The 21824-nt window shown below is 59.8% G+C and carries 27 protein-coding genes and 1 tRNA gene; 25 read left to right on the forward strand and 3 right to left on the reverse strand.

The window, feature by feature from the left end; translation table 11 throughout:
- The first annotated feature begins 125 nt into the window (after positions 1-125).
- The 5 genes from RPMA_RS09565 (at position 126) to RPMA_RS09585 (ending at position 4238) form a co-directional block, all read left to right on the forward strand.
- On the forward strand, positions 126-1142 hold the full coding sequence (locus RPMA_RS09565; RefSeq protein WP_211912587.1) for a TRAP transporter substrate-binding protein: 1017 nt from the start codon (positions 126-128) through the stop codon (positions 1140-1142).
- A gap of 151 nt (positions 1143-1293) precedes the next feature.
- Positions 1294-1905: a TRAP transporter small permease gene (locus RPMA_RS09570; protein ID WP_211912588.1), complete on the forward strand. Its 612-nt coding sequence runs from the start codon at positions 1294-1296 to the stop codon at positions 1903-1905.
- Positions 1902-3227, forward strand: coding sequence for a TRAP transporter large permease (locus RPMA_RS09575; protein ID WP_211912589.1), 1326 nt, complete (start codon positions 1902-1904; stop codon positions 3225-3227). Before RPMA_RS09570 ends, RPMA_RS09575 begins: the two co-directional genes overlap by 4 nt.
- 128 nt (positions 3228-3355) lie before the next feature.
- The gene (locus tag RPMA_RS09580; RefSeq protein WP_211912590.1) at positions 3356-3991 is read left to right on the forward strand and encodes a Spy/CpxP family protein refolding chaperone; all 636 of its coding nucleotides are present in this window, start codon (positions 3356-3358) and stop codon (positions 3989-3991) included.
- Positions 3992-4162: 171 nt separating this feature from the next.
- Positions 4163-4238: transfer RNA gene (locus tag RPMA_RS09585), tRNA-Lys, on the forward strand.
- A gap of 110 nt (positions 4239-4348) precedes the next feature.
- Here RPMA_RS09585 and RPMA_RS09590 read toward each other — a convergent pair.
- From RPMA_RS09590 to RPMA_RS09600, 3 genes are all read right to left on the reverse strand, one after another.
- Positions 4349-5137, reverse strand: coding sequence for a hypothetical protein (locus RPMA_RS09590; protein WP_211912591.1), 789 nt, complete (start codon positions 5135-5137; stop codon positions 4349-4351).
- Positions 5138-5190: 53 nt separating this feature from the next.
- Positions 5191-6246, reverse strand: coding sequence for a tyrosine-type recombinase/integrase (locus tag RPMA_RS09595; RefSeq protein WP_211912592.1), 1056 nt, complete (start codon positions 6244-6246; stop codon positions 5191-5193).
- 189 nt (positions 6247-6435) lie between these two features.
- The gene (locus RPMA_RS09600; protein ID WP_211912593.1) at positions 6436-6657 is read right to left on the reverse strand and encodes a hypothetical protein; all 222 of its coding nucleotides are present in this window, start codon (positions 6655-6657) and stop codon (positions 6436-6438) included.
- Positions 6658-6775: 118 nt separating this feature from the next.
- Between RPMA_RS09600 and RPMA_RS09605 the strand changes: the two genes are divergently transcribed.
- From RPMA_RS09605 to RPMA_RS09700, 20 genes are all read left to right on the forward strand, one after another.
- On the forward strand, positions 6776-7399 hold the full coding sequence (locus RPMA_RS09605; protein ID WP_211912594.1) for a hypothetical protein: 624 nt from the start codon (positions 6776-6778) through the stop codon (positions 7397-7399).
- Positions 7400-7473: 74 nt separating this feature from the next.
- A complete protein-coding gene (locus RPMA_RS09610; RefSeq protein WP_211912595.1) occupies positions 7474-7692 on the forward strand; it encodes a hypothetical protein in 219 nt (72 codons plus the stop codon).
- Positions 7692-7859, forward strand: coding sequence for a hypothetical protein (locus RPMA_RS09615; protein WP_211912596.1), 168 nt, complete (start codon positions 7692-7694; stop codon positions 7857-7859). Before RPMA_RS09610 ends, RPMA_RS09615 begins: the two co-directional genes overlap by 1 nt.
- A gap of 54 nt (positions 7860-7913) precedes the next feature.
- Positions 7914-10094: an AAA family ATPase gene (locus RPMA_RS09620; protein WP_211912597.1), complete on the forward strand. Its 2181-nt coding sequence runs from the start codon at positions 7914-7916 to the stop codon at positions 10092-10094.
- 32 nt (positions 10095-10126) lie between these two features.
- Positions 10127-10345 carry a hypothetical protein gene (locus RPMA_RS09625; protein WP_211912598.1) on the forward strand — a complete coding sequence of 73 codons (219 nt, stop codon included), beginning with the start codon at positions 10127-10129 and terminating at the stop codon, positions 10343-10345.
- Positions 10346-10461: 116 nt separating this feature from the next.
- Positions 10462-11640, forward strand: coding sequence for a phage portal protein (locus tag RPMA_RS09630; protein ID WP_211912599.1), 1179 nt, complete (start codon positions 10462-10464; stop codon positions 11638-11640).
- A complete protein-coding gene (locus RPMA_RS09635; protein ID WP_211912600.1) occupies positions 11627-12034 on the forward strand; it encodes a hypothetical protein in 408 nt (135 codons plus the stop codon). Before RPMA_RS09630 ends, RPMA_RS09635 begins: the two co-directional genes overlap by 14 nt.
- On the forward strand, positions 12031-12531 hold the full coding sequence (locus RPMA_RS09640) for an HK97 family phage prohead protease (RefSeq protein WP_211912601.1): 501 nt from the start codon (positions 12031-12033) through the stop codon (positions 12529-12531). The genes RPMA_RS09635 and RPMA_RS09640 overlap by 4 nt, the downstream gene beginning before the upstream one ends.
- 2 nt (positions 12532-12533) lie before the next feature.
- Entirely contained in the window at positions 12534-13715 is a 1182-nt protein-coding gene (locus tag RPMA_RS09645; RefSeq protein WP_211912602.1) for a phage major capsid protein, read from the forward strand.
- A gap of 33 nt (positions 13716-13748) precedes the next feature.
- Positions 13749-14135 carry a hypothetical protein gene (locus RPMA_RS09650; protein ID WP_211912603.1) on the forward strand — a complete coding sequence of 129 codons (387 nt, stop codon included), beginning with the start codon at positions 13749-13751 and terminating at the stop codon, positions 14133-14135.
- 513 nt (positions 14136-14648) lie between these two features.
- A complete protein-coding gene (locus RPMA_RS09655) occupies positions 14649-14948 on the forward strand; it encodes a head-tail connector protein (RefSeq protein WP_211912604.1) in 300 nt (99 codons plus the stop codon).
- Positions 14945-15379 carry a DUF3168 domain-containing protein gene (locus RPMA_RS09660; RefSeq protein ID WP_211912605.1) on the forward strand — a complete coding sequence of 145 codons (435 nt, stop codon included), beginning with the start codon at positions 14945-14947 and terminating at the stop codon, positions 15377-15379. The genes RPMA_RS09655 and RPMA_RS09660 overlap by 4 nt, the downstream gene beginning before the upstream one ends.
- Before the next feature lie 11 nt (positions 15380-15390).
- Entirely contained in the window at positions 15391-15699 is a 309-nt protein-coding gene (locus RPMA_RS09665; protein ID WP_249225608.1) for a phage head closure protein, read from the forward strand.
- Positions 15700-15719: 20 nt separating this feature from the next.
- Positions 15720-16091, forward strand: coding sequence for a phage terminase small subunit P27 family (locus RPMA_RS09670; protein ID WP_249225609.1), 372 nt, complete (start codon positions 15720-15722; stop codon positions 16089-16091).
- Positions 16060-17700, forward strand: a complete 1641-nt coding sequence (locus tag RPMA_RS09675; RefSeq protein ID WP_249225610.1) for a terminase large subunit — start codon at positions 16060-16062, stop codon at positions 17698-17700. The genes RPMA_RS09670 and RPMA_RS09675 overlap by 32 nt, the downstream gene beginning before the upstream one ends.
- Complete coding sequence (locus RPMA_RS09680; RefSeq protein ID WP_211912608.1) at positions 17700-18098, forward strand: HK97-gp10 family putative phage morphogenesis protein; 399 nt, start codon at positions 17700-17702, stop codon at positions 18096-18098. Before RPMA_RS09675 ends, RPMA_RS09680 begins: the two co-directional genes overlap by 1 nt.
- Before the next feature lie 37 nt (positions 18099-18135).
- Positions 18136-18429, forward strand: coding sequence for a GTA-gp10 family protein (locus RPMA_RS09685; RefSeq protein ID WP_211912609.1), 294 nt, complete (start codon positions 18136-18138; stop codon positions 18427-18429).
- A complete protein-coding gene (locus RPMA_RS09690) occupies positions 18380-20590 on the forward strand; it encodes a phage tail tape measure protein (RefSeq protein WP_211912610.1) in 2211 nt (736 codons plus the stop codon). Before RPMA_RS09685 ends, RPMA_RS09690 begins: the two co-directional genes overlap by 50 nt.
- Complete coding sequence (locus RPMA_RS09695) at positions 20590-20964, forward strand: phage tail assembly chaperone (protein ID WP_211912611.1); 375 nt, start codon at positions 20590-20592, stop codon at positions 20962-20964. Before RPMA_RS09690 ends, RPMA_RS09695 begins: the two co-directional genes overlap by 1 nt.
- 68 nt (positions 20965-21032) lie before the next feature.
- Positions 21033-21821, forward strand: a complete 789-nt coding sequence (locus tag RPMA_RS09700) for a hypothetical protein (RefSeq protein WP_211912612.1) — start codon at positions 21033-21035, stop codon at positions 21819-21821.
- Positions 21822-21824 lie beyond the last annotated feature (3 nt).

The following is a 21824-nucleotide window of genomic DNA, read 5'->3' on the forward strand; positions in this document are numbered from 1 at the left end:
GCCGTTCCTGCAACCCCTGACCAATGGAGCAGTGGTCATCGCCTTCTGATGGCGCTACATCTGCCTGTGGCATCCAAGCGCAGCGGCGATTTGAACCAGTCCGCGCGGCCATCAGGGAGAAAACCATGCGCCATCTCACCACGCGCCAATTCATCGCTGCCGCAGCTTCCGTCGCAGCACTTGCCCTTGTCGGGCCGGCCCAGGCCCAGTCGCCCATCGTCATCAAGTTCAGCCATGTCGTCGCGCCGAACACGCCGAAGGGGCAGGGCGCCGACAAGTTCAAGGAGCTTGCCGAGAAATATACCAACGGCAAGGTGAAGGTCGAAGTCTATCCCAACTCGCAGCTCTACAAGGACAAGGAAGAGGTCGAGGCGCTGCAGCTCGGTGCCGTGCAGATGCTGGCGCCGTCGCTCGCGAAATTCGGCCCGCTCGGCGTCAAGGAATTCGAGGTGTTCGACCTGCCTTACATCCTGCCGGACAAGGCCGCTCTGCAGCGCATCACCACCGGCCCGATCGGCAAGGGCCTGCTGGCGAAGCTGGAGCCCAAGGGCATCAAGGGCCTCGCCTACTGGGACAACGGCTTCAAGATCATGACCTCGAACAAGCCGATGCACAAGGTCGCCGATTTCCAGGGCATGAAGCTGCGCATCCAGTCGTCCAAGGTGCTGGAAGCCCAGATGCGTGCGCTCGGCGCCATTCCGCAGGTTCTGGCCTTCTCGGAAGTCTACCAGGCCATGCAGACAGGCGTGGTCGATGGCAACGAGAATACGCCGAGCAATGTCTATACGCAGAAGATGCACGAAGTGCAGAAGCACATGACGCTCTCCAATCACGGTTACATCGGCTACGCCGTGATCGTGAACAAGAAATTCTGGGACGGTTTGCCCGCGGATGTGAAGCCGCAGGTGGAGAAGGCGATGGACGAGGCCACCGCCTATGCCAACGGCCTGTCGCAGAAGGAAAACGACGACGCCATCGTTGCCATGAAGAAGGCGGGCACCACGACCTTCTACGAGCTGAAGCCGGAAGAGCGCGCCGAGTGGATGAAGGCGATGGAGCCTGTCACGGCCGACATGGCCTCGCGCGTCGGCAAGCAGTTGATCGCGGACTTCCAGAAGGAGGCGAACGCGAAGACGAACTGAGGTTGGCCCGGAGCTAAGACCCTCATCCTGAGGAGCGGCCCACTTGGGCCGCGTCTCGAAGGGTGAGCGTGTGGCGCTCATGGTTCGAGACGCGCGCCAAAGTGGCGCGCTCCTCACCATGAGGGTGGGAGTGTGGGGAAGGGGACCGAGCTTGAAATTCTTGTTACGCATCCTCGATCGTCTCGAGGAGACCCTGATCGCGACGCTGATCGGCGCTGCGACATTTGTCATCTTCATCGCGGTGGCGCATCGCTACACTACGGATTTCGTGGTCTCCAACCGCACGCTGCCAGGCGCCATGGCGGTCTACAAGTTCCTTGCCGGCATTCACCTTTCCTGGGCGCAGGAAGCCTGCATCTACATGTTCGTCTGGATGGCGAAGTTCGGCGCCGCTTACGGCGTGCGCACCGGCATCCATGTGGGCGTCGATGTGCTGGTGCTGAAACTCAATCCGCGCTGGCGCAAGGCGACCATCCTGTTCGGCCTTCTGTGCGGCGCGCTGTTCACCGGCATCATCGGCACGATGGGCGCCAATTTCGTCGTCGGCCTGTCGGAGACCGACCAGACCTCGCCGGATCTCGAGATTCCGAGCTGGATCGTCTATCTCTGTATTCCGCTCGGCTCCTATCTGATGTGTTTCCGCTTCCTGCAGGTCGCCTGGAACTACTTCCGCCACGACGATCTCCCGCATCACGATCACAGCCATGTGGAGGGCATCGAGGTCGATACGGCCGTTGGTCCGACGCCGGAGGGCGCCCGATGACCACGCTGTTCATCTTCTCGCTGCTCATCGCACTGATGCTCACCGGCATGCCAATCTCGATCGCGCTCGGCCTGACGGTGCTCACCTTCCTGTTCTTTCTCACGCAGGTGCCGATCGAGGCGGTGGCGCTGAAGCTGTTCACCGGCATCGAGAATTTCGAGATCATGGCGATCCCGTTCTTCATCCTTGCCGGCAATTTCCTCACCCATGGCGGCGTCGCGCGGCGTATGATCAATTTCGCGACCTCCATGGTCGGCCACTGGTATGGCGGCCTCGGCCTCGCCGGCGTCATGGCCTGCGCGCTGTTCGCCGCCATCTCCGGCTCGTCGCCGGCGACGGTGATCGCCATCGGTTCGATCCTGCTGCCGGCCATGGTGGCGCAGGGCTTCCCAAAGCGCTTCGGTGCCGGCGTCATCACCACATCGGGCGCACTCGGCATCCTGATCCCGCCGTCCATCGTGATGGTGATCTACGCCGTCGCGACTGGCGGCAGCGTTGCGCTCGGGCCGGACGGCGCGCGCGTCACATCTGCCTCCGTCGGTCAGTTGTTCATTGCCGGCGTCATTCCCGGCCTGATGCTGGCCTCGTTGCTCGGCGCCACCACGGTCTACCGTGCCTGGAAGTTCGATTATCCGCGGCTGCCGCGTGCGTCTTGGGGCGAGCGCTTCAAGGCGTTCCGCGAATGTATCTGGGGCCTGCTGCTCATCTTCATCGTGCTGGGCGGCATCTATCGCGGCTGGTTCACGCCGACGGAAGCCGCGGCCGTCAGCGCGGTCTATGCCTTCATCATCGCCGTCTTCGTCTACAAGGACATGGGGTTGAAGGACGTGCCGCGCGTGCTGCTCGGCTCCGCCAGCATGAGCGCGATGATACTCTACATTATCACCAATGCGGTGCTGTTCTCGTTCCTGATGACCTCGGAGCAGATCCCGCAGCAGCTCGCGGCCTGGATGCTGGACCAGGGCGTCAACTGGTGGACGTTCCTGATCTTCGTCAACATCCTCCTGCTGATCGCCGGCAACGTGATGGAGGCGTCGTCCATCGTGCTGATCACCGCGCCGATCCTGTTCCCCATCGCGGTGAAGCTCGGCGTGCATCCCGTGCATCTCGGCATCCTGATGGTGGTGAACATGGAAGTCGGCATGTGCCATCCGCCGGTCGGCCTCAATCTCTATGTGGCCTCGGGCATCGCCAAGATGGGCATCACGGAGCTCACCATCGCGGTGTGGCCGTGGCTGCTCACCATGCTGATGTTCCTCGGCGTGGTGACGTTCATCCCCGAAATCTCGCTGTGGTTGCCGCGCGTGCTCGGCTTGTTGTAGCGAAAAATATGTCGCGACATCGCTGTCCCGGCAGCAGCAACATCGCGACATCATGTGGCCAAAGCGTAAGTTGAAGCACTGCGGCCCGGCGCGCATCGTCATCGCAAGCTCTTTCAAAGGAGGTTGCCATGAAGAAGCTTTTGCTCGCGGGTGCCGCGGTCGCTGTCATCGCCGGTTCCACGGCGGTCTATGCCCAGCATCGTCCGTGGATGCATCACCATGTCAGGATCAATCCGGAAGACCGCGCCGCATTCGCTGATGCCCGCATCGCCGCCGTGAAGGCCGGCCTGAAATTGACGCCCGATCAGGAGAAGATGTGGCCGGCGGTCGAGACGTCGGTGCGCGATTTCGCCAAGCTGCGCATCGATCGCGCCAAAGCGCGCATGGAAGAGCGCAAGGCACGCGAGGGAGCAAGCAACGACACGCCGCCCAATCCCGTCGAGCGCCTGCAGAAGCGCGCCGACAACATGGCGGCAACGGCTGGAGCCATGAAGAAAATCGCCGAGGCAGCGGACCCGCTCTACAAGACGCTCGACGATGGGCAGAAGCGTCGTCTCGCTGTGCTGACCCACATGGGGCCACGCAGCGGCGAGGGCGGCTGGCACTATCGCGGCCCGCGTCCGCCGGGGTTTGGTCCGGGCGGTTTCGAACGCGGCAGTTTTGAAGGACCGGGTTTCAGCCGTCCCGGCTTTGATAACGGCGATCGGCGTCATGGTGGCCCTGGATTCGGCCAAGACGATCCGCCGGATGCGGAAAGGCTTTGAGGCGATGTAGTTTTCCACTGCCTTGACCGCGAAAAAGCCGCTGAATTCCAGCGGCTTTTTCTTGTTTTCGCAAAAGCGAAATTCGATGCATTTTTTATGACGACATCGCTGGACATCCCGGGGGGCTTTGGTACACGCAGCCGTCCCCACGGGGATATCCGGATTGGATCCGGGCGCATAGCTCAGTTGGTAGAGCAGATGACTCTTAATCATCGGGTCCTAGGTTCGAGCCCTAGTGCGCCCACCATTCAGAAGCTTAAGAAAAACAAGCGCTTCTGAGAAACGGCCCCTCGGACAAAATTAGAACGGTTAGAGCGGTTTGCTGCTTGGTTTGCAGTTTTCGTTCTGTGAGCGTTCTCAGCCGCCCAAAATGCCTTTCAGCATATCTCCCGCATTTTTCTTGATCCATTCGAGGACGGCGCTTTTGGCTCCTTGAAGGACCAAGTTTAACGCCCCGTCGCCGGCTTTTTTGGCCGCTTCCGAGAGGGGCGTTAGAGCAAATGTTTTCACGTACATCCAGGATATCTGGGCCTCCGTGGAAATGGTTTCCCGGAAGCTCTTTAGACCATCGAGCGCAATCTTCCGTTCTGCTGGCGCACTAATTGCGAATACGTTGTCAGCCTCGATTTTTTCGATAGCCTCGTCGATGGCAGATTCCATCGCCTTGTATTCTTCAGTGTCTCGATCGATCGGGATTGGCTCAGGGACGTCAATGTTCGTACTGCCCGGAGCAAACGCCAGCAGGTCAAAGTCCGTTATATTGTTCTCGACAGCATAGCTGTTGACCGACCAAAGCGCTTGCCTCAGCCAGATGTCGTTTAAGCCGAGATTGAACTTCTCAAAAAGAGGATGCACTTTCGGGCTGTCGTTTTTCAGCCAGACACCGGCTTCCTTGCGGGCACGAAATACTGTCGGCGCGAACGGGTCGTCGACAACTTGCAGAAGCGATGATTCCACTAAGATGTTTGCGGCTACCGCGAATAGTGGAGATTTCGGGTCTAGAAACTTCTTGCCCTGAGCTTCACCCAAATTTTCCGCTACCGCTAGCGCATCTACGAACCCCTGATGGCCTAGCTTCCAAAAACACCATGCCATTCCGAGCGCGTAGTAGTAGGGAGCCTCAGCTATAAATTTGTCGCGATTCATGATGCGCTCAATTTAAATCTACCGAGCGTTGTATCTTCACGATGGGCCGTCGTCTAGCCGAACGCCGCTACATAACTCGCCATCGCCTGATCGGCGAGCTGCACCTGACCTCCTAGATAATTAGCCTGCAGGATCCGCTCGACGTCCTTCATGCTGTGGCCCGTGATCGCCGCGATCTGAGGGACGGTGCAGCCGGCGATAGCAAGTCGGGTGATGGCGGTGCCGCGCAGGTCGTGGAAGTGCAGATCGAAGTCGGCAAGATGCGCCTTATCGAACGCCTTACCCCATGAGGTCCGGAAGCCATCTTCGGTCCACGATGCGCCGAACGTATTGCGCAGAATCGTCCCCTCCGGTTTTTCAGGCCGGCGCGCGTCCATCGCTTCCTTCAGCGGGCCGGCAACCGGGATGACGACATGCTTCTTGCGCTTACCCTGCCGCAGGCGGATGCAGTTTCCGTCGTATTGGGTCCAAGACAGTTTGACGATGTCGCCTTGTCGCTGGCCAGTCCACAAAGCCAGGAGTAGGGCGAACTGCAACTCTTTGGACGCGACAGCGCGGAACGCTTCGATGTGTTCATTTTGCCAGATGATCTCTGCGCGGTCCGAGCTGTAGAGCCGGCCGCCGCGTTCGCAAACGTTCACCGCGATCATGCCTCGATCCTTTGCGACTGAGAGCACGCGGGCAAGCAGGGTCCAGCAATAGTCCGCCTTCCGTGGATTGTCGGCGAAGGTGTCGCGCCACGCCTTGAACTTTCCGCGAGCACGGCGGTCCTCAACAGCCGCTATCGGCATCGAGCTGAATTCATCCTCGATGATCCGCAGATATTTCATGTAGTCTTTGCGCGTGCGCTCGGCGAGCCGGGTGAACTCACTGGACGCCTTGAACATCGCGATCAGTGAAAACAGCGTGCCCGGTTCAGGCTTCTTGCGATCAGCGTGCGCCTTCGCATAGGCGACGATAAACTGAGGATCACCCATCTGCAGTGGCGTGCCATCGGCAGCTTTCAATAGCGGGCCGCCGCGCCATGCGTAGAAATATTTCTGCTTGGTGCCGTCGGCGAGGATCTTACTCGACGTTGCCAGGCCGGGCAGCAGCTTTGCGCGCCTCATAGGCTCGCTCCCAATCAGCGAATGGATCAGTTGTCGGCTCTGGTGCGACCGACGGCGGAGCACTCATCAAAACCACTATAGTACCGTCCCGCCGCACCTCCACAGCGCCAGCGCCTTCCTTCTTGGCCACGCGGATCGCGCGGGCCACATCGGTTTGCGAGAATGTGGAGGTGCGGCGGGTCATGGCTTTCAATCGACGACGGTCGGCGTAGGCATCGGACCGAAGCCACCCAGCAGCATGATAGCGTTGAATGCCGGTCCGACCGCCGTGATCAGATCCTGCCGAACCCGGTCGCTCGTATGCCCGGCAGCCAACAGGGCTTTCGTCTGCACCAGCGCGTTCGCCGAAGCCTGCTCAATCTGCTCGATCTCGTGTTGCATCGTGAAAATGATCCGTTCTGCGTGGTTCATGTCGCTTTCCCCTGTTCCCGGCATCCCCGTGCCTTCATCTGAGACAATCTCAGATGGCGAAAAGGTTGTCAACGGAGATTTTATCTGATAAGATATCAATATTGGCGTGGAGACTTAGATGAAGCTGTCGGAACTGGTCACTCATACGAGTGAATGGATTGGGCTGCCACGAACGGTGGTCGAGTCACACGGCCGATACTTGCGCGAGGGTGGTCTATTGACGACCGGAGGGCGTGGTCTTGCAGCACCGACCATGTCGATTGATGACAAGGTGACGCTCTTAATTTCAGTGTGCGGGGTCGAGGTAGCCAGTCGCGCGGCGGAACATGCGAAAATCTGGGACCGTCTGATCCGGCTCGACTCGACCAAGGACGCGCGCTTTGCGTTCGCAGGTGCGCAGTCGCTGAAAGAGTTCTTCGTTCTGATAACAACGAAGGATCTCGCCGCCGGCGGGCCGTTGAGCGATTGGCTCCAAGCTGGAAGTCACGAAATTACTATCGACTTCTACGTAGATGAGTTCGAGGTGAAGATCTTCGTATCTAAATCGCTCTACTCTGCGAGCACAGCAACGACCGACACAATCGAGGTGCGCTTCATTCAACCCCCGCCAGGCGGCGTACCAAACCATGAATTCATCCACGGCCAGCGTAGCATCGGTTTTCGCGCTGGTTCTCGGCTTATTCGACGTCTGAACGCACATAACCTCATTGGCTGGGGCACTTGTTTGACCGGTGCACCCTGACAGTCATTTGAATCCACCAACCCCGCTCGAACCTTGATTGGCTCTAGCGGGGATTTTTAATGTCAAGAGGTGACATGACCGAAGTCGATCACGCCGCGGAGCACGCATACGAACTGCTCCGTCAGCACGTTCAGCTCTATCGCACCGCTATTCACTGCGAGCCGCACGCGTGGCGAACTCGCTGCAAGGAACTGGCGGAAAATCTCGACTGGATCCTGTTCTGCCGAGATCACCGACTGCCGCCCGATACGAAGAAAACGCCGTACCCTCCGATGCCACCAAGGTTGCCGTGATGAGCCTGACCCTATCAGACAACGACGTTGAAGCGCTCGCGGCAGCGCTGGGGGAGGCGCAAAAGGCGCGCCTTCAAGCGGACCGCGCCTATGCTTGCCTGCGCCGCAAGCTGGCGCAGTTTGAAGAACTCCTGACCTCGATCAGGCCGGAGACACCAGAGAACTGATCGCTGCAAGACGCGGTGACCACTATGACGTCGCGCGACGCGACAAGGGGTACAATGAATTCAGAGTTTCTGGACTATGCCGAGAAAAATGGCCTCGCACTGCTGCGCGTCGACGCAGGTGCAAAAGGCCCGACATATCCCGGATGGCAAAACGCAACGAGCACAGCCCGCTCCGACTGGGAAGCGTGGCTCGCCGGCGGATACAACATCGGCGTCCACTCCGGTCATTCTCGCCTCATAGTCGTCGACCTCGACGTAAAAGGGGAGGGCGGCCGCGACGGAGTGTGGTCGCGTTGGCAGCAACTCTGCGCCGACAACGGAGACGACGCCTCAAATTATCCGGTGCATGTCTCTAGCGGCAGCAAGGGTCTGCATATCTACTTCCGCGCCAATGCGGGGATCGACATCACCAAAGCTATTCCGGTTGCGGACGTAGAGTTACGCGCAGGCAAGCATCAGACGCTTGCGCCGGGATCGGTCGTCAACGGCAATCCTTATCAAATGTACCCCGATCCGCAGGCACCGTACACCGCGCCGGCCTGGATGATTGGCCTCTGCCAGAAAGAACAACCGCGCACAGAACCGCGCGAAGCATCGGCTGAACTTCGCAACTACGACATCGACCGCGTCGGCCGCTGGATCGACCGTAAGCTGGCTGGTGAGTGGGCAGACGATCCGACCGCGCTCAGCAATTTGGATTGGGCGATGCTCGGCAAGGCGCTGAAGCTCCATTTCCCAAACGATGCAGGCTTGGCTCTATGGCTGCGGATGTCCAACGATCCGGACGGTGCCGCTCGGCGATGGCACCACGACAAAGCCGAATACAAAGATGGCGATCGCACGCTCACTTGGTATTTTGACCGCGATGCCGACTGGATGTTCGGCGACGTGATCGACATGCTGAACGGCAGTTACATCCCGTCGCCGTCGCTTGCTCCCGAGATGCTGCCGGCAGGCGTTCCGCTGCCTGGCGCCTATGAGGTCGATCATGACGAAGGGGCGCGCGCTCTGTCCGTGTTTTCCGCGGCCTCGTTCGAGGGGCTGCCGGTTCCGACGCGCAAGTGGCATGTCCGCGACCTAATTCCCGGCGACACGGTCACGCTGCTCTACGGCGACGGTGGCACGGGCAAGTCGCTAATCGCGCTGCAGCTGCTCGCTTCCACCGCTATCGGCTGCGCCTGGCTCGGCCGTGGGGTGCAGCGGGGGCCGTGCCTATTCGTCACCGCTGAGGATTCCCGCGACGAGGTCCACATGCGGCTGGTGGATGTTGCACGCGCCTATTCGGTTCCTTTGAGCGCGATGCCCGACCTACACATCGTCTCGCTGGCTGGTGAGGACGCGATCATCGCCGCGCCGGAGGGGCGCAGCAGCATCTTGACGCCGACAGCGCTGTTCGCAGCGATCGAAGCTCATGTCGCAGCCCAGCGGCCGCGACTGGTCGTTCTGGACACCTTGGCTGACCTGTTCGGTGGCAACGAGATCGACCGTTCTCAGGCGCGGCAGTTCATCGGCCTGTTGCGCGGGCTTGCGCTGACCTATCAGACGGCAATTTTGCTCCTGGCGCATCCGTCTGTCTCCGGTATGGCAAAGGGCACCGGCGCCAGTGGCAGCACCGGCTGGAACAACTCCGTCCGCAGCCGGCTCTATTTCGACCGTATCCGGGCAGAGGACAACAGCGAGCCCGATCCTGACGCACGCGTTTTGCGTTCCATGAAGTCGAACTATGGTCCGGTCGGCGCCGAGATCGTTGTCCACTGGCAGCGCGGCGTGTTCGTCGCCGAGCGTGTCACGGCTGATGGTCTTGCTGCCGCCCAGGATGCTCGCAAGCGGGCAGACGATATCTTCGTCAAGCTGCTCATGCTGTACGAGGCAGAAGGGCGCGGCGCGGTCAGCCCGAACCCAGGAAGCAACTACGCACCGAAGCTCTTTGCGGACCATGAGGCATCGCAGGGCATGAAGGCGCGTGCGCTTAAAGATGCCATGGACAGGCTCCTTGCAAGCCGCCGGATCGAGACGATCATGGAGGGACCGCCGTCGCGAATGCGTCAACGTCTCATCGTCTCGCAGAAATTATCTGTTGAATCCCAGGCTACCAACGCCCTACCAACGGCCTTCCAAGGGGGTACCAACGCCCCTACCAACGGCCTTCCAACGCACCCCGAAACCCTACCAACGGCCTTCCAACGGCCTGCTATCCCAACCCCCTATACCCCCGTATCGCTTGCGCGCCCTTAAAGGCGCGCCGCGAGCGAAGAATGCGAGTTGCCATGGCAGACCCGATCACAATTGATGAACTGAATTTATCTGTTGAGTTGGTGAAAGGCGCGAGCAACATCGCGGCGATCATCGGCTGCTGTACTGACCACGTGTACGATCTCGCCAAGCGGTCAGACGTTCCGATCTACAAGCCCCCTGGCAGTGGTCGGTACGTCGCGTATCGAAGCGAGTTGATGCGCTGGACGCGAACGAAGACAGCAGTGACCTAGTCCGACCAGATTTGGCTCGGTTGATTTTCAGAAAAAACGTGGTATAGTTCAACTATCGGTGCAGATGCCCCGCCGGAGATTGATTTCTCCCGGCGGGATTTTTGCGTAAGGTGTTCATGCGTATCGGTTCGTTCCGTCTCTTTGAAACCAAAGCCCTTCCCCAGACGGATGAAGACCTTCTCGCTCTGTTGCGCGTTGCCGGCGTTGCCGGCGTAACCCGTCAGCAGGCACTCGCACAGCCCGCAGTCGCTGCGTCGATCCGCGCATTGTCCGACGCGGTTTCATCGCTTCCGATCAAAATCGTTCAGGTGGCGGACGACGGCACCGAGACCGATGTATCCCACGCGGTAGGCAAGCTGCTCCGCGGCGCGGTCAACGATTGGACCAGCGGCTCCGATTTCTTCCGCAACATGATGGCCACGGCGCTCACCCGCGACCAGGGTGCCATTGCTGTCGTAAACCGTGTCGGCGACGGCAAGATCGCGGAATTGATCCAGTACGCGCCGGGAATCGTCCAGGCGGAATACGACGCGAACACCTGCGAGCCGACCTACAAGCTCGACGGTCGGACGCTCGACGCCCGCAACATCATCCACCTCCGCAAGGACGAGCGCTGCCCGCTGACACTGGCGATGAACGCCATCGCGGTCGCTCATCACCTCGAGCAGCATGCGCTGAACCTTTTCGCTCAAGGCGCGCGCCCTGGCGGCGTCCTAGAGTTTCCAGACGAACTGAGCCCGAAGGCCGAGGAGCGAATGCTCGCCGGCTGGAAGCGCATGTTCGGCGGTTCGAACAACGCCGGCAATACCGCAGCACTCTACGGCGGCGCCACTTTTAATCAGATGACAATGTCGAGCGTCGATGCCCAGATGCTCGAATGTCGTCGTTTTCAGACTGAGGAAATCGCCCGCTCGTTCGGCGTCCCGGTCCAAATGATCGGCGATCTGACCAAGTCGAGCTACGCCAACGCCGAACAGAAGCAGAAAGAGTTCCTGCTTTATGGGTGCGAGCCCTGGCTGCTCGCTTTCGAATCGGCACTGAACCGAGCCGTCTTCAACGATGAGGAGCGCGATACTTACCGCGTTAAGTTCGATCGCGACGACATTACCCGTGCTGACCTCGTCGCGCGAGCGAATGCCACGAACAGCCTGATCGCGAGCGAGACGATCAACCCCAACGAGGCCCGGTCCTGGTTTGGATACGCGCCTTACGTCGGCGGCGAGAAGTTCGGCAACCGCAATATCACCGTCAAGCAGATCCCCACCGGCCAAGGAGAGCGCAATGTCAGCGAATGACCTTGCAGCGCTGGACGATCTGGTTGCCGGGCAGGAGCGCGGCGCTCCGCTCGCGATCAGGCATCCCGTCACCGGTGAGGCGATGGATATTGTCCTGATGATCGTTGGCCCTGACAGCGATACGGCCAAGCGCGCTCGGTTGAAGCTGGACGACGAGAAATTCGCATTCACGAAACGACCACCTGCCGATGAGTGGGACCGGATGTACGTCGACTATCTGGCGCGGCTGGTCATTTCCTGGGTCGCGAAGCGAGACGGCGTGGATGTGCCGTTCACCTTCACGAATGTCGTGAAGCTCCTGCGCGACAATCTGCATGTCCGCGAGCAAGTTACCGTCTTCGCGCAATCGCGTACGCATTATTTTCTTAGTCTGCCAATCGAGGGGGACAAATGACCGAGCGTCTTGAAATCAAGGCGACCTTGGCAGTCAGCGACGAAGGCGAGATCACTGGCAACGCTTGGCCGTTCGGATCGGCTGACAGCGTCGGCGACATCATCACCAAAGGCGCTTTTGGCGACATCCTTTCGGATCTGCCGATCCTTTTCGAGCATCGTCCCTCCGACCTGGTTGGCACGTGGAATGAGGTGCGCGAGTCGGAGGAGGGGCTAGTCGTCAAAGGTCAGCTTCATCTCGACCAGCTGCGCGCGCGTTCGATCCGCTCCATGCTGAAATCTGGCCTTGTATCGGGTCTGTCCATCGGATTCCGCACAAAGTCACACTCGAAACAGGGGCGCAACCGCATCATCTCGGCCCTCGACCTCGCAGAAATCAGCCTGGTCAAAAACCCCAGTCATCCACGCGCTCGCGTCAATAGCGCGAAATCGTTCGACGAAGCCGCAGCACTCGCCGCGGTCATCAACCGGGCCGCTGCGGCTCTTTCTCTGAGGTAACCATGACGAAACACTTCTCTCCGATGGAATTCAAGGACACCGGCGAAACGGACCCGAACGAACTGGTGACCAAGGCACTCGGCGATCTGACCAAGACGGTCGATGACCGCCTGGCGGCCGTTGAAACCAAGACCGCAGATCGTCTCGACAAGCTCGAAGCCAAGATGAATCGCCACACTGGCGGCAGTGCGCCGGCTGACGAAGCGAAGGACATCGAGACGAAGGCACTCGCGGTTTTCCTCCGCACCGGCAGCGAAGTTGAGGTCAAAACTGCGGCGTCGGACAACAATGTCGATGGCGGCTGGATGGTGCTCCCGGCCGTGGACACCCGCATCCACACGCTGATGACCGACATCTCGCCCATGCGCAGTCTGTGCGAGGTCGTGACCATCAGCACCGACACCTACGAACGATTCTACAGCAAGGGCAAGCGCGGCGCCCAGCGCGTCGTCGAGCGCGATGATCGTCCCCAGGACACTGCTCGTCCGGAACTGATCAAGCAGTCCTACGGCGTCGGCGAGTACTATGCAGCCCCGGCAGCAACTCGCCACCTGCTGGAAGATGCTGCGGTCGATATCGCATCATGGCTGATCGAAAATGCGACCCGTGACTTTGCCGAGACCGAAGGCGAGGACTTCCTGCGCTACGACGGCTCGAACGGCTTCCCGCGTGGTCTGCTGACCTACGACACCACGAACGAGAAGGACTTCGTCCGCGCGTGGGGCAAGTTCCAGTACGTGCCCGCGGGCCACGCTTCGGCGCCGACCGACGCCAACCTGACCGCGTCGCTGATCAAGCTCATTGCCTCCCTCCGCAAACCGTACAAGGGCAATGCGCGGTTCGTCATGAACAGCAACACCGCCACCCGTCTGCGCCAGATCGTTGACGGCAACGGCCGCTACCTGTGGGCACCCACCGGCAACCTGATCGAGGGCGTGGAGCATCCGCTGCTCGGCTACTCGGTCGAGATCGACGAGGAATACGACGACATCGGTGCCGGCACGCTGCCGATCGCCTTCGGCGACTTCAAGCAAGGCTACGTCATCGTCGACCGCCAGGGCATCCGCGTTGAGCGCGATTCCGTGACCCAGAAGGGCAAGGTGCTGTTTGACACCTACAAGCGCGTGGGCGGCGGTGCCGGCGACTTCAACGCCATCAAGTTCCTCAAGGTCGCGGCTTCGTAAGCCGCTTCCTCCCTCAGTCACAAGGACACATCGATGAAAGATACGTTTCACGAAATCAAGGTCGTATCGTCGCTCGAGCCGGCAGTGCAGGCCGCAACGCTGAAAGGCAGTGCGGTCGATCTTCGCGGCTTCGGTTCGGCGCTCATGGCGGTCAGTACCGGCGCCATTGCATCCGCTGGCCTCTACGACATCAAGATTCAGGAATCGGACACGACCACCGATGGCGACTTCACGGACGCTGCCGCTGCAGACCTGCTCGGCGTGCTGCCGGCCGGCCTCGCTGCGTCGTCTGTCTATCGTCAGGGTTACATCGGAAAACGCCGATACGTCCGCGCTGTGATCACCAAGCAGTCTGGGACGTCCATCGCCGCAGGGGCCGTCTTCGTTCTTGGTCATCCGGCCCTGGCACCAATCGCCTGACCGCATTTGAACGGGAGCCATCACCGGTAGGCGGCGGCTCCCGGCACCAACCGAGGGATCAATGCCGAATAAACCGCCTCGTATCCTCAAATGTGGTTGTCGCGTGCCATCCGGGCACTCTTGTCGCCACCAACGGATCGATGAGCGCCATCGGCAGCGAGAGTTAGACGCCCGACGTCCCGGAACCGCTCAGCGTGGCTATGACGCCGAGTGGCAACGTGAGAGCCGGTCGTTCCTCAGTGAGCCTGCCAATCGTCATTGCGCATGCGGAGCGCTCGCTACGATGGTAGCGCATATCATCAGCATCAACCAGGCACCGCACATGCGGATGAAGCGTAGCAACTGGAAGCCGTCCTGCACGCCCTGCAATCTGCGTCAGAACATCGCTTGCGAAGGTGGTTTCGGAAATCCTCGACGACTGCAGACCGGGGGTGGGTCAATTGTTTCGAAGAATCCTTCCTGACCACATATCCCCCTTACTTCCACACACACGCGAATCTGGACTTTTTTGTCATGGCCTTCATCGCCCGTACCGATCTGGCTCTCGTCAAGAAGCATTTGAACATCACGTTCGATACGGACGACGAGCTTCTGCGGGGCTACATCAAGGCCGCTGAAGCCTACCTAATCGCGCACACTCGCGATGATCTGTTCTGTCGGGAGGATCCGGACGTCGACCAGGCAGTCCTCCTGCTGGCTGCTCACTACTACGCAAATCGCGAGGCCACGATGGTCGGAGCGACAGTGGCGACGCTCCCGTTCGGCGTTCGAGAAGTGATCCTAGCGCATCGATCTTGGTGGGGGGTGATTTGAACGATCCCGCGCTCGCCGTTCAGAAAGCTCTACGCGCCCGATTCATTGCCACGGCGGCCGTTACCGCGTTGGTGCCGGCGGATAACATCGGCGACCAGAACGCGCGACCGGCTCCCAGTCCATCGATCGTTCTCGGTGACGACCGTGTTTATGAGACGAACGCGCGTATTGACCGCAGCATCGTTCGAGTCGTGTCAAATATCCACGTCTGGAAGCAAGAACTCAGCACCGAAGGCGTCAAGGAAATCGTCGGCGCCATACGCCGCGCCATTGGCCGTGTGCGGCCGCTCGATCTTGCTGATCCGGATCACGTCGCTGGCGACTGCCGGATCAAAGATACGCACTTCCTACGCGACGCTAATGGGGAGATGTCCCATGCCGTGGTCACTGTCGAAACCTGGGTCCAGGAACGGTGGAGTGTGACCATATGAGAGCCGGGTCCATGGATGCGACCATCGTCGTGCAACGCGTCGCGACCACCCGCAACGCGGCAGGCACGCCCGTAGAAACCTGGAGCGATCTAGTGACGCTCCGTGCGCAGGTCATTCAATCGTCAACCGAGGAATTCATTCGCGGTGCCGGCGCGCAGGATCTGACCGCCACTGTGTTCCGCACCTGGTTCTATCCCGGTATTTCGAACGCGGATCGGATCGTATGCGCCGGCGAGACATATGACGTGAAGGAAATCAAAGAGCTTGGTCGCCGGCAAGGAATGGACATCCGCGCTGTGTCGGTCAGCACCGAGGCGTAATGCGCGGCACGAAGCCCAGCATGAAGCAAGACAGCGAGGCGATCACGAAGGTCAGACCTGCACCCAAGTGGTTGTCGGATGACGCTCGTTCCGAATGGAGACGCGTCTTGCCCATCCTCATCGGCCGCAAAATCCTGACCGTTGGCGATCTGGGGTCACTTGAGAACTACTGCGTTGCGATCGGTCAAGTGCGCGAAACCGAGCGTGTGATCCAGACCGAAGGGATGTTCTACCAAGGCGAGCACGGACCCAAACGACATCCCGCCACCGCCATTCAAGCAGAAGCCACGACACGCGCCCGGCTACTTGCCGCCGAACTCGGCCTAACGCCGGTCAGCCGCTCCCGCCCTGCAATTCGAGATGACGACGATGCTGACGCCAGCCTGGATTGACGACGGTTCCGAAATTCCTGATCCGTTTGGGCGCGGTCAGCAGGCCGTCGAGTGGCTGCGTAAGCTCAAGCACCCGAAGAACCCGGCCCCCGGTCATCCGTTCGAGATGGGTCCGTGGCAGGAGCGCATATTTCGTAAAATTTACGGCCCTCGCTACACGGAGGACGTCTTCGACGACGGCATCCGGGTTGCACGTGCTGGCTCGCGCATCGTCCGCCGTGTCGTGCTGGTGTTGCCGCGTGGCAACCGGAAGACCTCGCTGGCCGCGGCGATCAACATGCTGCATATCCGCGGCCCGGAGCGCGAGCCGGGTAACCTCGTCATCTCCGCTGCAACGTCGCACGAACAGGCCGTCGAACTTTTCGAAGAAACCGCGCTGATTATCGATTGCGACAAGCGGATGAGAAATATCCGGATCCGGCGTGGCAACAACTTCGGTATCACCTTCGAACGGGATGGCTGCCGCTACAAACCGGTCGCATCCGACGGCAAGACGCAGCATGGAAAGACCCCAAAGGTCATTATCGCGGACGAACTCCACGCATGGGAAGGCAAAGCCGGCCGCGAGCAGTGGAACGCGCTGACCTCCGCGTTGGTCAAGGTGCCAGAAACTCTCTTGGTCATCGCGACCACGTCAGGACGCGGACAGGACAATCTCGCATGGGAGGAAGTGCAGCGGGCCATCAAGATCCAGAAGGGGGAAATTGTTGACCCGTCGGTGCTTCCGGTCGTGTTCATGGCCGAGAAAGACGACGACTGGCAGGACGAACGCCTGTGGCGAGCCGTCAATCCCGGTATGCAATACGGCTATCCTGATCTCGGCAGCTACCGCGTTGAAGCGCAGAAAGCGGTAGATTCCCCGTCAGAGCGTCACAAGTTCCTGCAGTATAATCTAAACGTCTGGCAGGACCGCTCGACCTCGCCATTTGTCGAGATGTCCGTATGGGACGAAGGCGCGCGACCCATTCCCGCCGACATGGAAGGCGCTCCGTGCTGGATCGGCGTCGATATGTCTACGTCGAACGACCTCACCGCGGTAGTTGCTTGCATTCCTCACGGCGACGACTTCGTATTGCTCCCGTTCTTTTTCTGCCCCGAAGCCGACATCGCCAAGAAGTCGAAGGAAGACGGCGTCGATTATCCCGCATGGGCGCAGAAAGGCTTCATCACAGCTACGCCCGGCGATACGATCGACTATACCGCGGTCATCGCATGCATCACGGCGCTGTGCGATCGCTTCGACGTCCAAGAGATTAATTTCGATCCGGCGCTCGCTGGTCCGGTGATGCAGCCTCTGACCGATGAAGGGCTGCCGACAGCGAAGCTCGGCCAAAACTGGCAGATCCAGACGCCAGCCCTCCGTGACCTCGAGCGCATCATTCTCAACCGCAACGTGGTCCACGCCGGCCACCCGGTCTTGCGTTGGAATTTTGCGAACGTCGCCGTTCATCACTGGGGCAATGCAAACCGCGCATTCCGCAAGGACAAGTCAACCGGACGCATCGATGGCGCTGTCGCAACGTGGATGGCCGTCTCACGCGCCGCCGCACCGCAACGGGAGTCGGTCTATGACCGAGAAGATTTCGTCGAACGGTTCGCGGGGGTCTGATGGCTGACGAACTCGAACAATACCTCGCTCGGTTGACGGAGCAAGTGCATCGCGAACTGAGGGATGCGATCCGACAGGAAGCCGTGAAGCTCAGCGAGGCGCAAAAGCAGACTTTGCAGTCTCTCCAACAAGCACCGGCGGAATCTGGCGATCTTGAAGCATCATGCGCTGTCGTTCCTGGTGCAAACGATCTGGAATGGATCGTCCGCGCAGGCGGTGACAAGACCACAGGTGAGGTTCGCGAGGGCAGTGGTGTGGATTTCGACCACGGTCTCGCATTCGAGTTCGGCACGAGCAGGCAGCAGGCGCGACCATTCTTCTACAACACCTTCGAGGCGCGCAGAGACGACATGCAGGCTGCTATCGATGCAGCAGTTCAGAGGGCAGTAAATGAGTAAGTGTGCGATCGAAATTACGTGGACGGGTGGAACGCACGTGTTCGACCTTGCCAGTCCCCGTGTCCGCTGGATGCTGCGACAGCAGCCGTTCCCAGGTCAGTATGGCGACACGCCGACGGCATGTCTGCGGCGCTTCGACGAGCGGGTCTATTCGCCGAATGACGTCGAGCAAATCATCCGCATTGGCTTAATTGGGGGTGGAGAGTCTCCAGAATCGGCGGATGCAATTATTGCGACCCACATCACCGGCCAGCCAATGGCAACGAATGCGATGCTGGCCAATGCAGTTCTGGTTCGGTTGTTCGTGGGAGATGAAGTCGATGGCGCTTAATATCCCGGTTCGTGCGAACCTCGACGACTTCAAACGTGCGATGAACGAAACGACATCGCTCGCCAATGGCGCCACGCGCAAGATCGCACAGCAGTTTCTGAACATGAATGGGGAGATCGCCGCCACGGCTGGTGCCGCGGGCGCGCGATGGGCTCTGGCGTGGGCGGGCAAGATCGCGCTGGTCATCGGTACGTTCAAGTTGATGAGCGACATGGTTGGCGCCGTCGGTGATCAGATCCAGAGGATGTCGGAAATAGCCGACAAAGCGCAGTCGACCGGCTTCTCTCCGGAGTTCTGGCAGAACTGGGTCGCCGGCGCCAAGGGAGCGAAGGACAAAATCGAATCCTTCGAAGGTGCGCTGCAGAACGCCTTCCAAGCCCTCAAACCGATTCTGAACCCAAACTGGTCCGTGTGGGACGATGGCGTCAAGAAGGTCACGGCTGTCGAGGAAGCGATGCGCGGTATGCGCGAGCTTTTCTCCACTGACCAAGATTTCTCCGGCTTCCAGCTTTTCAAGGACGCGCAGAACCAGGACCAGCAGGTCGCCGCGGTTCTCACGTATATGAAGCAACTGAAGGCGATCGGGCAGGACGTAGCCGCGCTCGATCTCGCTGACAAACTGTTCGGATCCAGCTTCGCCGACAAGGTTCGGACGAATCAAGTGTCGATCGACACGATGCTCGACAACATCCGAACGAAATCACCGGATGCGTTCTCGAATGAACTGGTACTCCGGGCCAAGGAGATCGACAGCCAGCTCAAGAACGCCTGGCATACGATCGACCAGAATCTACATCCATCGATGGAGACCCTGGACAGCATCGCGCTCAGTCTGAAATCGACGTGGGCCGATATCGTCGACCTGATGGCCAAGGCGTCAACGCTGCTGAACCCCAACCTGACGGGGTCGAACAGCGTGGCAGTCGCGCTTTCCGCGACGGGCGAGCCAGGCTTGCAAACGCCGATCCTCAACGGCGAGGTGACGCAAGACCAGAAGGTTACGGCAGAACCGACGCGGGTGGAAATCACTGGCGGCCGCGAGCAGGTACCTCTGCCACGCCGGCGGCCGAACGATATTCCGAAGCCCGACAACCAAGTCGGCGGGGTCGATCGCTTCGGTACATCCGCAGACTCTGCTGAGCGTCGCATCGCGGCGCTGCAGGCTGAGGCGGCAGCAGTGGACCTTGGCACTGCAGCACGCGAGAAATCCCGCCTGGCAGCGCAACTCGAAACCTTGGCCAAGCAGGCGAACGCCGCTGCCGGTCTCGGCGAGAACGTCGTGACGCAGCAGCAACGCGACCGGATCAACGAAGTCGCCGACGCTTACGGCAAAGCCGCTCAAGGTCTGGAAAAGGCGAAGATCGCGAGCGACATCAGCTTTGGTGCACAGACCGCCTTCATGTCCCCGGAAGATGTCGCAATCGCGCAGCAGCTTAAGGGGCTCTACGGCAATGACGTCCCAGCGGCGTTGGCCAGCACAGAAGCGGCCGCTATTCGCGCCAACAATGCCATGCGCGAAATTGCCAGCACGGGCCGGCAAGAACTCAGCGCGTTCATGGTTGATTTCAAGAATAACCTGATGACCAGCTCATCGGCGTGGGACGCGTTCGCTAAAGCCGGGGCGTCCGCGCTGAACTCCATCAGCGACCGACTGATGAAGATGGCTGCCGACAATCTTTGGCAGAATGCATTTGGCGGCGGAAAGGGCTTAATGTCACTGTTCGGCTTGGGAAGTGGCGGCGGCTCCGAATTACTGAACTGGGGCACGTCCAGCTTCATCGGTCCAACCTTTTCCGATGGCGGCTTCACCGGTCCGGGCGGAAAGTTTGAGCCGGCTGGCGTCGTCCATCGCGGAGAATATGTCTTTGACGCCGATAGCACGCGTCGCATCGGCGTTCAGAACTTGGAGCGTCTTCGCGGTTATGCCGACGGCGGGCTTGTTGGCGGTTCCTCACCCTCCATCGTACCGGCTGCCGGCGAGTCGCGTGCGGTCACGGTCAGTATTACGCAGCATAACACGTTCACAAATGCTGACCCTGGCAGCGAGGCGCGCATGCGCGCGGCGCTTGAGCAGACCAAAAACCAAGCCGTGCGCGAGGCAGTTCGGGAGGTATCTAAGATTTCCGGCACGACACCGAACTATTCGCGAGGTGTGCGCTGATGGTCGATCTGGACTGGCTGACCGAACGCCTGTGCGAAGTGCTGCGTTGGCATATGGCCAAGCCTGATCGGGCATCCGATCCATTGGCGCCCGATGTCCCGTTCGCGGGAGAGCGGGTCTGGTCGATCTTCCTGGCACTGAACGCTGCGCGGACTGGCAGCGGCTTCGGCCCGAACCCCATAACGCACCCGGAAATCGACGCCTGGTCGCGGCTGTATCGGGAGCCAGTGTGGCCGTTCGAACTCGACATCATCAGGGCGCTCGATGGGGCTTTTTTGAAAGCGAGTTTGCAGAAGTCAGGGCAGGCGGACGCGCCTGAAGTTAATTTGCGGCCGTTCAGCCTGGATGTGTTCGACGCTGTGTTTGGGGCCTAGCTTCGTTATGTGTTGAAAGTCAGTAGTGGTCCGGTCATAAAGTTCCTTCTTAACGTGGGGAGGGGCTGTTGTCGGAGGGTGAAAAGAAACATCCGCTTCAAATTGGGATTATTGCGGTGGTCGCGACTATCACCGTCTGTTCAGGAATATTTTTCACTTGGGTTGCCCCAACGCTCACCGCCTCAGTCAATCACGAGTTGACGCTGACCAAGGAAAGGCTTTCGGCTGAGACAGAGCGAAGCGCGCTGCATAAACGTGCAGCGGACGAGATTCAGAAAAGAGCGGATGCTCAGAACGACGCTAGCAGATCCCAAATTGAGCAACTGAAGGGAGATTTAGCATCCCTTCGTGAAAAGCTCTTTGTAGCAGAGATGGCCAATTCTCTTACGGCAGACAATCCCTATCCTGCGGGAATCGATGCCGTGAAGATAGGAGATCTCAAAACAAAAGTGGCTGAAGAATATGATCCTTCAATGATTGAAGAGACTGGTAGAAATGTTGCTGTGAAGCGTGGCGGAGATTTGTTTCGTCGCGTCGTCTATCGCCATTCTTCAACTGACAAAACAAAGGGGATCGTCGACGACATAGTGTTCGATCTTAGCACCTTTGAAAGGATCCGTGACAGTAACCTGCCGCGCATTCCGAAGGGCTGGCTTGAAAGTGCGCTGAAGCGATCACTCGGTGAGCCAATGGTAGTGGGAACCGATAGCAACTGTTTGATGTGGAAAACGCTGCGTAAGGAGGTCGTTTATTTCCAGCCCGATAGAGGTGATCGGTTCAGCATAAACGGATTGGTGTCGTATCCCGCTGGCTGCGACATCACTGATGAACAAATCAAGCGTTATCGGAAACCATAGTCA

Source organism: Tardiphaga alba (genome assembly GCF_018279705.1).
Taxonomy (GTDB): Bacteria; Pseudomonadota; Alphaproteobacteria; order Rhizobiales; family Xanthobacteraceae; genus Tardiphaga; species Tardiphaga alba.

Coding starts and splice junctions, on each gene's coding strand:
- RPMA_RS09565 (WP_211912587.1), top strand. CDS start 126: ATGCGCCATCTCACCACGCGCCAATTCATCGCTGCCGCAGCTTCCGTC.
- RPMA_RS09575 (WP_211912589.1), top strand. CDS start 1,902: ATGACCACGCTGTTCATCTTCTCGCTGCTCATCGCACTGATGCTCACC.
- RPMA_RS09580 (WP_211912590.1), top strand. CDS start 3,356: ATGAAGAAGCTTTTGCTCGCGGGTGCCGCGGTCGCTGTCATCGCCGGT.
- RPMA_RS09590 (WP_211912591.1), bottom strand. CDS start 5,137: ATGAATCGCGACAAATTTATAGCTGAGGCTCCCTACTACTACGCGCTC.
- RPMA_RS09595 (WP_211912592.1), bottom strand. CDS start 6,246: ATGAGGCGCGCAAAGCTGCTGCCCGGCCTGGCAACGTCGAGTAAGATC.
- RPMA_RS09600 (WP_211912593.1), bottom strand. CDS start 6,657: ATGAACCACGCAGAACGGATCATTTTCACGATGCAACACGAGATCGAG.
- RPMA_RS09605 (WP_211912594.1), top strand. CDS start 6,776: ATGAAGCTGTCGGAACTGGTCACTCATACGAGTGAATGGATTGGGCTG.
- RPMA_RS09610 (WP_211912595.1), top strand. CDS start 7,474: ATGACCGAAGTCGATCACGCCGCGGAGCACGCATACGAACTGCTCCGT.
- RPMA_RS09615 (WP_211912596.1), top strand. CDS start 7,692: ATGAGCCTGACCCTATCAGACAACGACGTTGAAGCGCTCGCGGCAGCG.
- RPMA_RS09620 (WP_211912597.1), top strand. CDS start 7,914: ATGAATTCAGAGTTTCTGGACTATGCCGAGAAAAATGGCCTCGCACTG.
- RPMA_RS09625 (WP_211912598.1), top strand. CDS start 10,127: ATGGCAGACCCGATCACAATTGATGAACTGAATTTATCTGTTGAGTTG.
- RPMA_RS09630 (WP_211912599.1), top strand. CDS start 10,462: ATGCGTATCGGTTCGTTCCGTCTCTTTGAAACCAAAGCCCTTCCCCAG.
- RPMA_RS09635 (WP_211912600.1), top strand. CDS start 11,627: ATGTCAGCGAATGACCTTGCAGCGCTGGACGATCTGGTTGCCGGGCAG.
- RPMA_RS09640 (WP_211912601.1), top strand. CDS start 12,031: ATGACCGAGCGTCTTGAAATCAAGGCGACCTTGGCAGTCAGCGACGAA.
- RPMA_RS09645 (WP_211912602.1), top strand. CDS start 12,534: ATGACGAAACACTTCTCTCCGATGGAATTCAAGGACACCGGCGAAACG.
- RPMA_RS09650 (WP_211912603.1), top strand. CDS start 13,749: ATGAAAGATACGTTTCACGAAATCAAGGTCGTATCGTCGCTCGAGCCG.
- RPMA_RS09655 (WP_211912604.1), top strand. CDS start 14,649: ATGGCCTTCATCGCCCGTACCGATCTGGCTCTCGTCAAGAAGCATTTG.
- RPMA_RS09665 (WP_249225608.1), top strand. CDS start 15,391: ATGGATGCGACCATCGTCGTGCAACGCGTCGCGACCACCCGCAACGCG.
- RPMA_RS09670 (WP_249225609.1), top strand. CDS start 15,720: ATGAAGCAAGACAGCGAGGCGATCACGAAGGTCAGACCTGCACCCAAG.
- RPMA_RS09675 (WP_249225610.1), top strand. CDS start 16,060: ATGACGACGATGCTGACGCCAGCCTGGATTGACGACGGTTCCGAAATT.
- RPMA_RS09680 (WP_211912608.1), top strand. CDS start 17,700: ATGGCTGACGAACTCGAACAATACCTCGCTCGGTTGACGGAGCAAGTG.
- RPMA_RS09690 (WP_211912610.1), top strand. CDS start 18,380: ATGCAGTTCTGGTTCGGTTGTTCGTGGGAGATGAAGTCGATGGCGCTT.
- RPMA_RS09695 (WP_211912611.1), top strand. CDS start 20,590: ATGGTCGATCTGGACTGGCTGACCGAACGCCTGTGCGAAGTGCTGCGT.